At 68.1% G+C, this 12,347-nt stretch carries 4 protein-coding genes; all 4 read left to right on the top strand.

Features of this window, described 5'->3' with window-relative positions; all coding sequences use genetic code 11:
* The first annotated feature begins 20 nt into the window (after positions 1–20).
* The 4 genes from IEV96_RS13755 (at position 21) to IEV96_RS13770 (ending at position 12,323) form a co-directional block, all read left to right on the top strand.
* Positions 21–3,902: a DNA-directed RNA polymerase subunit beta' gene (locus IEV96_RS13755; protein WP_188511341.1), complete on the top strand. Its 3,882-nt coding sequence runs from the start codon at positions 21–23 to the stop codon at positions 3,900–3,902.
* 94 nt (positions 3,903–3,996) lie between these two features.
* Positions 3,997–4,983 carry an FHA domain-containing protein gene (locus IEV96_RS13760; RefSeq protein ID WP_188511342.1) on the top strand — a complete coding sequence of 329 codons (987 nt, stop codon included), beginning with the start codon at positions 3,997–3,999 and terminating at the stop codon, positions 4,981–4,983.
* A 139-nt stretch (positions 4,984–5,122) separates the two neighbouring features.
* The gene (locus IEV96_RS13765; RefSeq protein WP_188511343.1) at positions 5,123–6,250 is read left to right on the top strand and encodes a serine/threonine-protein kinase; all 1,128 of its coding nucleotides are present in this window, start codon (positions 5,123–5,125) and stop codon (positions 6,248–6,250) included.
* A gap of 1 nt (position 6,251) precedes the next feature.
* Positions 6,252–12,323: an Ig-like domain-containing protein gene (locus tag IEV96_RS13770; protein ID WP_188511344.1), complete on the top strand. Its 6,072-nt coding sequence runs from the start codon at positions 6,252–6,254 to the stop codon at positions 12,321–12,323.
* Positions 12,324–12,347 lie beyond the last annotated feature (24 nt).

Consider the following 12,347-nt stretch of genomic DNA (forward strand, 5'->3'; position numbering starts at 1 on the left):
TATCTAAGAGAGAAGCTAAATTGCTCGAAGTTCACGCTTTTGACGAAATCAAGATTGGTCTCGCGACAGCAGACGACATTCGTCGCTGGTCGCACGGTGAGGTTAAGAAGCCAGAGACCATCAACTACCGCACCCTGAAGCCCGAGAAGGACGGCCTGTTCGGCGAACAGATCTTCGGACCCTCGCGCGACTGGGAGTGCTCCTGTGGCAAGTACAAGCGAGTCCGCTTCAAAGGAATCGTTTGCGAGCGTTGCGGCGTCGAGGTCACCAAGTCCTCCGTACGTCGCGAGCGCATGGGCCACATCGAGCTCGCCGCACCCGTAACCCACATCTGGTACTTCAAGGGCGTTCCGTCGCGCTTGGGCTACCTGCTCGACATGGCTCCGAAGGACCTCGAAAAGGTCATCTACTTCGCCGCCTACATGATCATCTCCGTCGACGTCGATGCACGTCACGAAGACATGCCCGGCCTTGAGAACGAGCTCCGCCTCGAGATCAAGACCCTCGAAGGCCAGCGCGATGCCCGCATCGCCGACCGCCTGGGCAAGCTCGAGGAAGACCTGGCTGCCCTCGAGGCAGAAGGCGCCAAGAGCGATCAGAAGCGTCGCGCCAAGGACGCCGCCGAGAAGGAGATGGGACAGGCCCGCAAGTCGTTCGACGAGCAGATCGCCCAGCTCGAGCGCGTCTGGGACGACTTCCGCAGCCTCAAGGTCGGCGACCTCAAGCCCGAGGATGCCGTCTTCCACGACCTGCAGGACCGTTTCGGAACCTACTTCGAGGCCTTCATGGGCGCCGAGGCAATCCAGAAGCGCCTCCAGGCCTTCGACCTCGCAACCGAGAGCGTCGACCTGCACGACCAGATCGCCAACGGCAAGGGTCAGAAGAAGATCCGCGCCATCAAGCGCCTGCGTGTGGTCAACTCGTTCCTGCAGACCGGCAACTCGCCGGCGGCCATGGTGCTCGAGGTCGTCCCGGTGATCCCGCCCGAGCTGCGCCCGATGGTTCAGCTCGACGGTGGCCGCTTCGCGACATCCGACCTCAACGACCTCTACCGTCGTGTGATCAACCGGAACAACCGTCTGCGTCGTCTGCTTGACCTCGGTGCTCCCGAGATCATCGTGAACAACGAGAAGCGCATGCTGCAGGAGGCCGTCGACGCGCTGTTCGACAACGGTCGTCGTGGACGCCCCGTCACCGGTACCGGCAACCGCGCCCTCAAGTCCCTGAGCGACATGCTCAAGGGCAAGCAGGGTCGTTTCCGCCAGAACCTGCTCGGAAAGCGCGTCGACTACTCCGGCCGTTCGGTGATCATCGTCGGACCGCAGCTCAAGCTGCACCAGTGTGGTCTGCCGAAGCAGATGGCTCTCGAGCTGTTCAAGCCGTTCGTGATCAAGCGCCTCATCGACCTGTCGCACGCTCAGAACATCAAGAGTGCCAAGCGCATGGTCGAGCGTTCGCGCCCGCAGGTCTGGGACGTGCTCGAGGAGATCATCCGCGAGCGCCCCGTGCTGCTGAACCGCGCACCTACCCTTCACCGCCTGGGCATCCAGGCCTTCGAGCCTCAGCTCGTCGAGGGTAAGGCCATCCAGCTGCACCCGCTCGTGTGTGCCGCGTTCAACGCCGACTTCGACGGTGACCAGATGGCAGTCCACCTGCCGCTGTCCGTCGAGGCGCAGGCCGAGGCGCGCGTGCTCATGCTCGCGTCGAACAACATCCTCAAGCCGTCTGACGGCCGCCCCGTGACCCTGCCCACCCAGGACATGATCATCGGTCTGCACCACATGACGACGCTCACCCCCGGTGCAACCGGCGAGGGCCGCGCGTTCTCGTCGATCGCCGAGGCTATCCTCGCGAACGACCAGAAGTCGCTCGACCTCAACGCCAAGGTGCGCATCCGTCTCGACGGCGTGCACTTCGCCGAGGGCGAGGCTCCCGAGGGCTTCGTTCAGGGCGACCGCGTTCTGCAGGAGACGACCCTCGGTCGCGCCCTGTTCAACGAGGCTCTCCCGGTCGACTACCCGTACACCGAGGCGCTTGCCGACAAGAACCAGCTGTCGGCCATCGTCAACGACCTCGCGGAGCGGTACCCGAAGGTGGAGGTCGCAGCAACACTCGACCGCATCAAGGACGCCGGATTCCACTGGGCTTCGCGCTCGGGTGTGACCGTTGCTCTCTCCGACATCCTGACGCCGCCGAACAAGCGCGACATCATCCAGGGCTACGAGAAGCAGGCCACCAAGGTCCAGGACCAGTTCGAAAAGGGTCTGACCACCGAGGCCGAGCGTCGCCAGGAGCTCATCGAGATCTGGAACAAGGCAACCGCCGAAGTCGCCAAGGCGATGGAAGACAACCTGCCGGTAGACAACAACATCTTCCGCATGGTTTCCTCCGGTGCTCGTGGTAACTGGATGCAGATCCGCCAGATCGCCGGTATGCGTGGACTGGTGTCGAACCCGAAGGGTGAGATCATCCCTCGCCCGATCGTCAACAGCTACCGTGAAGGCCTCTCCGTGGCCGAGTACTTCATCTCGACTCACGGTGCCCGTAAGGGTCTGGCTGACACCGCACTGCGCACGGCCGACTCGGGATACCTCACCCGTCGTCTCGTAGACGTTTCGCAGGATGTCATCATCCGCGAAGACGACTGCGGTACGTCGAAGGGTCTCGACATGCCGATCGCAGCACAGGACGCCAGCGGCACCTGGGTGCTCGACTCCAACGTCGAGAACTCGGTCTACGCTCGCAGCCTCGCCACGGCAGCCGTCAACGACAAGGGCGAAGTGATCGCAGAGGCCGGAGCGGACGTCGGAGACGTTCTCCTCGACACCCTGCTCGCCGCCGGCGTTCACAACATCAAGGTGCGTTCGGTGCTCACGTGTGAGTCCGCCGTCGGTGTGTGTGCCGTCTGCTACGGTCGCTCGCTCGCAACCGGCCTGCTCGTCGACATCGGAGAGGCCGTCGGCATCATCGCGGCCCAGTCGATCGGTGAGCCCGGTACCCAGCTGACCATGCGTACCTTCCACACGGGTGGTATCGCGTCTGCTGACGACATCACGCAGGGTCTGCCGCGCGTCACCGAGCTGTTCGAGGCTCGTACCCCCAAGGGTGCGTCCCCGATCGCCGAGGCCGCCGGCCGCATCACCATCGAGGACTCGGACCGCAGCCGCAAGCTGATTCTGACGCCCGACAATGGCGATGAGCCCGTTGCCTACCCGGTTCTGCGTCGCGCGACCCTCCTCGTCGAGGACGGCCAGCACGTGGAGCTCGGACAGCAGCTGCACATCGGTAACCTCGACCCGAAGGAAGTTCTCCGGGTCAAGGGTGTGCGTGCGGTTCAACTGCACCTCGTCGATGGTGTGCAGGGCGTCTACCGCTCGCAGGGTGTGCCGATTCACGACAAGCACATCGAGGTCATCGTCCGCCAGATGCTCCGCAAGGTGACCGTGGTCGACCACGGTGACACCGGACTCCTGCCCGGTGAGCTCGTCGACCGCCTCAAGTACAACGAGCTCAACCGCGCTGTACTCACCGAGGGCAAGCAGACCGCCTCGGCCCGTCAGGAAGTCCTCGGTATCACCAAGGCCTCCCTCGCGACCGAGTCGTGGCTGTCGGCCGCTTCCTTCCAGGAGACCACGCGTGTTCTCACGCAGGCCGCCATGGAGGGCAAGAGCGACCCGCTCATGGGCCTCAAGGAGAACGTCATCATCGGAAAGCTCATCCCGGCCGGCACGGGTCTCCCGCGCTATCGCGATGTGTCTGTCGAGGCGACGGAAGAAGCCAAGGCCGAGCGCTACCCGAACCGCATCTTCACGGATGACTCGGTGTTCAGCGAAGCAGACCTGAGCTTTGTCGACTTCGACACATTCTCGTCTGACGACTACACGCCCGGTACCTACAACTAAACCGAGCAGCTAGCAACTACCGGCGGGCCCCTCACTTCGGTGAGGGGCCCGCCGTGCTTTCCCCCGGCGGATTACCGCACTGTAGGGTGACGGTGTGTTCGCCTACCTGCCCGCCGTCGACGGGGCCGACTCGGGATTCGCGGTCGTCACCGACAGGTTCGTCTGCCTGCTGGGCTCGGGCACTCCGGTCGCCGCGACCCGCGAGCTCTACCGGGCGCTCGAAGCGAACCCGGCGCACATCGACGATGTGCTCGACTCGCTCGTCGCACGGCACGGGCTCGAGCACTTCGGCATCGTCGAGATGATCGACGCCGAGCAGCGCACCATCGACATCGCGGTGCGCGGTTCGGTGACGGTGAACCTCGACGGGTCGACGACGACGCGGCTGTCGGGCCCCACCGGCGCGACGTGGATCACGGGCGAGGCGCGCGGCGTCACCGCACTCACGCTCGCCCTCGAATCGGGCATTGTGGGCGAGACCAGCCTCCCGATCGGGCGCGGCGTCGTTCGCGCGCATTCGATAGTGATCGAGCAGACGGAGACCGTGGCGGTAGAGCCGGATGCCGCGGACGAAGCCACCCTGTTCACGGTGCCGGTCGACCTCGCGCGGGTCAGAGCGGCCGAGGCGACCGAGGCCCAGCCCGAGGCGCACCGTACCCCGGCGCCGAGGCAGACGCGCATCGACCTGCCCGCCGCATCCGTCGCTTCCCTGCTTTCCGCGCCTGTTCCGGCTCCCGCGCTGGCGGTGCTGCTTCCCGACGGCAATGTGATCGACGCCGCTACTCCGATCGTGGTGGGCAGACGCCCGTGGTCGGTCGGGTCGGACACGCAGTCGGCCGTGCACGTGGCTGTGCCGTCGCCGCTGCGACAGGTCTCGGCCACCCACGTCGAGGTGGCGGAGGGCGACGGCGGGCTCACCGCGCGCGACCTCGGATCGACGAACGGCACGATCGTGGTGTCGGCTGGCCGCGCCCCCCGGCTGCTCGACGCCCGGCGGAGCACCCCGCTCGTCGAGGGCGACGTGCTCGACGTCGGCGAGGGATTTTGGCTCGAGATCGTCGCCGCGCTACCGCGCCGATAAGAACGTTGCGTTATTGGTTCGACGTGCGCGTCGAAGCCGGGTTATCCTCGGGAGTGGCACTCGCGCGACGACTGTAGTCGATCGGCGTCACGGGGTAGCGGGTGTCACGTGCTCACGCACGACGGGGGAGGGGTGCGTCATGGCTAGAAGACAGTCGTCTTCGCCTCCCGTGCTGCCCGGATTCACGTACGTCCGCCCGCTCGGCTCCGGCGGTTTCGCCGACGTGTTCCTCTACGAGCAGGACATGCCCCGCCGCGTCGTGGCCATCAAGGTGCTGGTCAGCGACGCCATCAACCCCGAGGTGTTGCGCACTTTCAACGGCGAGGCCGACATCATGGCGCGCCTCAGCGCGCATCCCTCGATCGTCACGATCTACCAGGCCAGCATCTCGGCCGACGGCCGCCCGTTCCTCGCGATGGAGTACTGCCCCGACACCATGAGCGCGCGGTTCAAGAAGGCGCCGCTCAGCGTGGGCGAGGTGCTCGACGCGGGCGTGCGCATCGCGGCCGCGCTCGAGACGGCGCACCGGTCGAGCCTGCTGCACCGCGACATCAAGCCGTCGAACATCCTCATCACGTCGCTCGGCACCCCGGTGCTGGCCGACTTCGGCATCGCCGCGGCCCTCACCGCCGACGGCGAGGAGGCCGACGTGTTCGCGATGTCGGTGCCGTGGAGTGCCGCCGAAGTGCTCGCCGAGAAGACCACGGGAACGGTGGCTAGCGAGATCTGGAGCCTCGGCGCGACGCTGTACACGCTGCTCGCCGGCCGCAGCCCGTTCGAGGTCGCCGACCGCGCCAAGAACAACCGCGACCAGCTGACCGCCCGGGTGGCCAAGGCGGCCTACACGCCGATCGGCCGACACGACGTGCCCGACCAACTCGAAGAGATCCTGGCCCGAAGCATGTCGAAAGACCCGGCGAAGCGGCCCGCGTCCATGTACGCGTTCGCCGAAGACCTGCGCCGCATCCAATACGGGCTCGGCATGCCGCCGACCGCACTCGAGGTCGCCGCTGCCGAGTGGGCCGCTGCGACGCCTATCAATCTCGCCGACACGGTCGCCCGCGGACCGGTCATCACCACGGTCAACAAGGACTCCCGTCGCGCGCGCCGGGCCGGCCAGACGGCCGTGCGACGCGACGTCGACGACTCTGCCGCGCCGAAGCCGACCACGAGCGCGACGAAGGCCGGCCTGATCGGCGCGGGGGTCGCGGTCGGAGCGATCGCCGTCGTCGGCGGCATCGCGTTCGCGGTTCTGCAGGTGATCTGAGATGACCACCAGACGCGAGCGCGCCCAGAAGCAGCAGAGCGGGGCTCGTCGGCGCCTCGTGCCCGCCGTGGCGATCGGCACGACGCTGACGCTCCTCGGCGGACTCGCCGTTTTCGCCCAGGGCTACGACGCGCAAGAGGTGCTCCCGCTCGAAACGAGCGTGTGGGTCGCCCGCGATGCCGGACAGTACGCGCGCGTCAACACCGACCTCGCCGAGATCGACACGGTGCGCCAGGTCGAGGAGCCGAGCGGAGTGGCCCAGGCCGGCGCCGAGAGCGTGGTCTTCGGGCAGGGGTTCCGCCAGTTGTGGCCGGTCGACCGGGCCAACCCCGTCGACCTCGAGACGGGCAGCGCCGCTTCGGCAGAGCCCGCGGCGACGGATGACACGGCCGCCGGCGACGACGAGGCCGAGTCAGGCCCGCAGAACACGCCGCTCGGCACCCGTCAGGTCGTGTCGTCGGGCGAATACCTGGCCTACCTCACCGACACCGGTTCGGTCTTCGTGAGCGGGTTCACCGCGTCGGACGGCGGCGCCCCCGTGGCATTCCCGGTGAACCCCTTCGCCACCGTCGTGGCCGAGGAAGGCGAAGAGCCGCCGGCCTACTCGGCCTCGGCGGTCGCCGTGTCGCCGGAGGGCGTCGTCGTGAGTTACTCGCCCGACGAGTCATCCGTGCGCCGCTTCGACGCGGTTACGTCGGACTTCGTCGGCGACGCGACCGAGCTGCGCGACACCCCCGACGACGACGCCCAACTCGAGATGGCGATCGTGGGCGACACCTGGGTGCTCAGCGACGCCGCGAACGGTCTGCTCTGGGTCGAGGGAGTCGACGGGCGCATCGAGACCGGCTTGAGCGGGGATGCCCGGCTGCAGTCGAGCAGCTCAGGTGGCACGGAGGTCTACCTCGCCGACGCCGAGTCTCTCGTGTCGGTCGACCTGCGCTCGGGCGAGCCGACGGTGCGCGGCGCGGGCGGCGGTGTGCCCGCCGCACCGCTCGTCGTGGGGGACGTCGCCTACGCGGCGTGGCTCTCCACCGCCGGCGGCACACTCTGGTCGAGCGACGGCGACGAAACGGTCGACCTCGAGCTCGACGGTACGGCGCTCGACGAGGTGCAGGCTATTGCCCCCGTGCTTCAGGGCAACGGCCAGCGCGCCGTGCTCGTCGAGAGGGCGTCGGGGATGCTGTGGACGGTGCCCGACGGCCGTCTCGTTCCCCTCAGCCAATGGGACATCTCCGAGGACGACGAGAAGGCCGGTACCATCCAGGTCGACGATGTCGCCCAGCAGGAGCCGCCCGTGGCCGTCGCCGACAGTTTCGGAGTGCGCGCCGGGCAGCTCGTGTCCCTCCCGCTGTTGCTCAACGACCACGATCCCAATAAGAAAGACGTGCTGACGGCCGTGCCCGGCTCGCTCGGCGCCGGACTCGCGGACACGTCGTTCGGAGACCTCGGTCTCGTGGCCAACAATCAGGCGGCCGCCGTGCGCGTGCGCGCCACGTCCGGCTCGACCACCTTCAGCTACGCGGTGACCGACGGCTCAGCCGAGTCGTCGCCGGTAAGCGTCACCCTCACCGTGGTCGACGACGCGTCGAACAGCGCTCCCGTGTGGTGCGGTGTGGAGGCGTGCCAGCAGGACTGGCCGGCGCCGCAACTCTCGCCGGGCGGCACCGTGACGATCCCTGTGCTGTCGGCCTGGGTCGACCCCGAGGGCGACACCGTCGTGCTGTCGGATGCCCGGAAGAACGACGTCGATGCGCCGGTGTCGGTCGTGCCCACGGCGGACGGCAGGGTCGCCATCCGTCACAACGACCCGAATGCGGCCGACACGACCATCGCCATCACCGTCGTCGTCTCCGACTCACGCGGCGCGACCGCGGAGAAGGAGCTGCTCGTGACGGTGAGTTCATCACCGGTGCTCGTCGCGGCACCCGTCGCGCTCACCGCCGGACTGGGTGAGAAGGCCACGATGGCTGTCGCCGAGCACGTCACCGGCGGGTCCGGCTCGTACAAGGTGGTCGATGCCGTCGAGACCGCCTCGACGGCCGATGGACTCTCCGTTGTGCCTAATGCCGCGGCCGGCACCATCGAGCTGTCTGCCTCAGCGGTTGGCGAGTACCTCGTCAACTACACGGTGCAGGACTCGACGACCCTCGCCGAGCAGTCGGCCGTGCTCCGCCTCACCGCCGTGGCCCCAGACGCCCCGCTCGCGGTGCCGCCACTCACCGCCGTCGTGCGCGCCAACGAGGACACGACCGTCGACGTGCTCGGCGCGGTGCAGAACAGCACCGGTCGGGTACTCATGATCACCGGTGCGTCGAGCTCGACTCCCGCGCTCAGCGTCAGCGTGGTCGGGCAGTCGCGCGTGCGCGTGAGCGGTACGACCGACTCGGGTGAGCCCGGGCCGATCGGCACTGCCACGATCACCATCAGCGACGGCAACAACGTGGTCATCGAGGGTCAGGTGACGGTCTTCCTCGTGCCCGCCACGACGGCCACCAACCCGATCGCGGTCGCCGACACCGTGTCCGTTCGTGCCGGGGCGCAGGTCGACATCCCCGTGTTGGACAACGATCTCAGCCCCCGCGGCGAACGCCTGCTCATGCATCCCGAGGTCGAGGGCTCAGGCACCACCGGGGAGCTCGCGTTCGCGGGCGAGACCGACGTGCGTTACCTCGCGCCCGCCGAACCCGGCGTCTACACCCTGCGGTATACGACGTACCTCGAGGGCCAGCCCGACCGCATCGACAGCGCGCCGATAACGGTCACCGTGCTCGACGACGGCGCCAACCGCGCCCCGCAACCGCGGGTGCTCAGCGCGCGGGCCATCGCGGGGCAGACCGTCGAGATCCCTGTCGACATGTACGGCATCGATCCGGATGGCGACGGCGTCGCGCTCGCCGACGTGGAGCTGCCCGCGGCCGGATTCGGCGTGTCATCCGTCTCTGCCGACGGACAATCGGTGATGTACACGGCACCGGCCGGCGGCGTCTCCGGCGGACAGGTCAGCTTCGCTTACACGGTGCGCGACGCGAAGGGCGAGAAGGGAACCGGCGTCGTGCGTGTGGGCGTCGTCCCCGCCGAGTTCGCGGACGCCACCCCGATCACCTACAGCGACTACATCAGGGTGCAACGCGGCGCATCGACGCCCGTGAGCGTGCAGCCTATGCTCGACGACCGTGACCCGACGCAGGGCACACTCGAGCTGGTCTCGGTCGTGCCGAACGCGCCGACCGCCGGCAACACCGAATACGCGCGCCTGCTCGGGCTTGTCAACTCGTCTACCGACCTGCCGAAGGGCGTCGTGATGCTCGACGCGGGTGACGTCGTCGGCACCCAGTCGTACATCTACACCGTGCGCTCGACGAAGTCGACGAGCACGAGCCAGGGCCTGATCGTCGTGGACGTGACCGACGGCCAGGCTCCCGACGCGCCCGTTGTCGACGACACGGTGATCACGGCCAAAGACCGCTCGAGGCTCGCGAAAGGCATCGACGTCGTCTCCGGCAAGGTGCAGTGGGCCACCGGAGCGGTCGCCGACCTCGAACTCTCGGTGTGGGGCAGCGCGGCCGAGCGATTCTCCGTGTCCGGTTCGAGCATCTCGGGCGAGGCGCCCGCGGACGGCGCGCTCGTACCCTTCACCCTCACGGGAGAGGACGCGAACGGGGAGGCCGTCGAGGCCCACGGCTTCCTACGCATTCCCGCCTTCGACGACATGCGCATCCAGGTGCGCGGCTCGGTCGACGCCGTGCAGGTCGACGAGGACCAGACCGTCGAGTTCGAGGTGCGTGACCTGCTCGATCTCGATGCCGCGACGATCGTCGAAATCCGCAGCGACTCGGGGTTCGTAGTTCAGCGCGGCAACGCGAGTTGCGCGGCGGCGTCGCAGGGCAAGGCTCTGTACAAGGCCGGTCGTGAGGCGCCGTGGACCGATACGTGCACGGTGCCCGTGCGCCTCGACGGGCAGTCCACCTGGACCCTGATCTCCGTGCCGGTCGAGATCATCCCCAAGAACCCGCTGCCGATTCTCGGCTCGATCAGCCGCACCATCGCGCCCGGCACCACGGAGAGTCTCGACCTCTACGCGAACGCCACCACCTGGGAGGGTGGACGTGAGGGCGACCGCTCGAAGCTCGACTACCGAACGGCGTTCGCCGGCTCGGCCTTCATCGTCACGCAGTCCGGCGCGTCGGTGACCATCGAGGCCAGGGCGGATGCGCGCTCCGGCACCCGCGAGACCGTCGACGTCACCATCTCCAGCTTCGGAGGTCTCGCCTCGACCGTCACGCTCATCGTGGGAGCGGCGCCCCTCGATGCCCCGCGGGGTGCCACCTTCACCCAGCAGTGCGACGCCAGCCGCAGCGCGAGCTGCGCCATCACGGTCGTCGGCCTGCCCGGCGAGTACGACCCCTTCGCCGGCAAGCCCGGTGCAGGCCTCAGCCTCGCGAAGGTGGGCGGCAGCGCGACGGTCTCGTGCGCCGTAGCCACCGTCGCCATTTCCAGCGCCACCCAGGTTGTCGCGAGCTGGCCGGGTGGAGCGCGACCCGCCGGAGGGCTGTGCCCGGTTCCGTTCACCGTGCAGGACGCGCAGGGCCGCACGGGAACCGGGCTGTTGACGATCGACGTGCTGAGCGTGCCGCAGGCGCCGCTGAGCGTGACGACGGCCGCGTACACCGGCACGAGTGTCACTCTCACGGTGCCGCTCGGCGAGGCGGCCCAGGCCCATCCCGCGGTCAGCGGGGTGACACTGTTCGAGGGCGGCGCGCCCGCACCGTCGTCGAGCTGCTCGCCCGGCGGCCCGGCGAGCTACACGTGCGTCGTCTCCGGCCTGGTCAACGGCGAACGCCACCAGTACACCGCCCGCTCGGTCAACGCCGTGGGCCAGTCCACCGACACCACGCCGGTCGAGACCTGGGCGTACCGCGCACCCGTGGTTACGACCCTGACCGCGACATCCGTCTACGATCCGGCACGCACGACGTCCAACGCCGGCGTCGTGAACGTCGCGATCGGGGCGGCCAACGACACCGTACTGTTCCGGGTGCTCGCCACGGGCCAGACCTACCCCCGCACGGGTGACGTCACGGAGATCTCCTTCGTGCTCCCGCCCGGGACGCATCCCATCGACGTCATCCCGGTGAGCCAGTTCCAGCCGCCGATCGGCGCGCCGACCAGCGAGGGGGCCCTACGTTCGGTCAGCGTCACTGCGGTCGGCTCGCCCTCCTACCCGGGCAGCGGTTCCGCGTCAGGGTCGCCCAATTCGGTCACGCTCAGCGACTCGGTCTTCGAGCGCAACAGCTCACCGGTCGCCGACGAGAAGTTCGTCGCCTGGAACGTGAGGGACGGCGCGCCCTCGTGTGTCATGTCCGGCAACTCCGTCGTCGTCAACGGCGGCATCGTCTCGACCGGCCGCACCATCTCGGTGCCGAGCGAGGAGACCTACTACGTCAAGGCGTGCGGCACCAACGGTTACGGCGTCGCTGAGTCGGAGCCACGCTTCGCCGACACCTTCCCGACGCCGACCGCGCCGAACGGGGACCTCAGCTACACCGTCAGCACGACCCCCTCGGTGGCCACCGGCACCGTGCGCGAGTATGTGCTGCAGAAGGCCCCCGCGCCGGAAGCGAAGAACAAGTACGAGGTGCGCTACACGCGCGGCAACCAGACCACGACCGACTTCTGGAACAACTTCCTGACCCTCGACTCGGCTCCGACGATCTCCGCCGCCTACTGCCGCGATCGCTTCGTCATCGGCTACACCTGCGAGCTGTCGACGGCGGTGAATCCGACGACCGCGCCTACGATCGTGCGGGTGGAGTTCCCGACGTGCGTACCGTACGCGGAGGCGATCACCGGGTACGGCAGCAACGGATGGGTTAGCCCGGCCGCTCGAGGCAACTCGACCGTCACGGGAGTCATTACCGGCGAGACGATCGTCTACACGGTCACCTTCAACGGCAACTACCGCAGCCTTCAGCCGGCCGTGAGCGAACCGGTCTGCATGACGGGCATCACGCCCCCGCCCCCCGGCACGGAAACGCCGCCCGGCACGGAAACGCCGCCCGGCGGAATCGGCTAACCCCATGACCCACCCCCGAGAGGA

The sequence above is a fragment of the Conyzicola nivalis genome, from assembly GCF_014639655.1.
GTDB lineage: Bacteria > Actinomycetota > Actinomycetes > Actinomycetales > Microbacteriaceae > Conyzicola > Conyzicola nivalis.

Coding starts and splice junctions, on each gene's coding strand:
- IEV96_RS13770 (WP_188511344.1), top strand. CDS start 6,252: ATGACCACCAGACGCGAGCGCGCCCAGAAGCAGCAGAGCGGGGCTCGT.
- IEV96_RS13765 (WP_188511343.1), top strand. CDS start 5,123: ATGGCTAGAAGACAGTCGTCTTCGCCTCCCGTGCTGCCCGGATTCACG.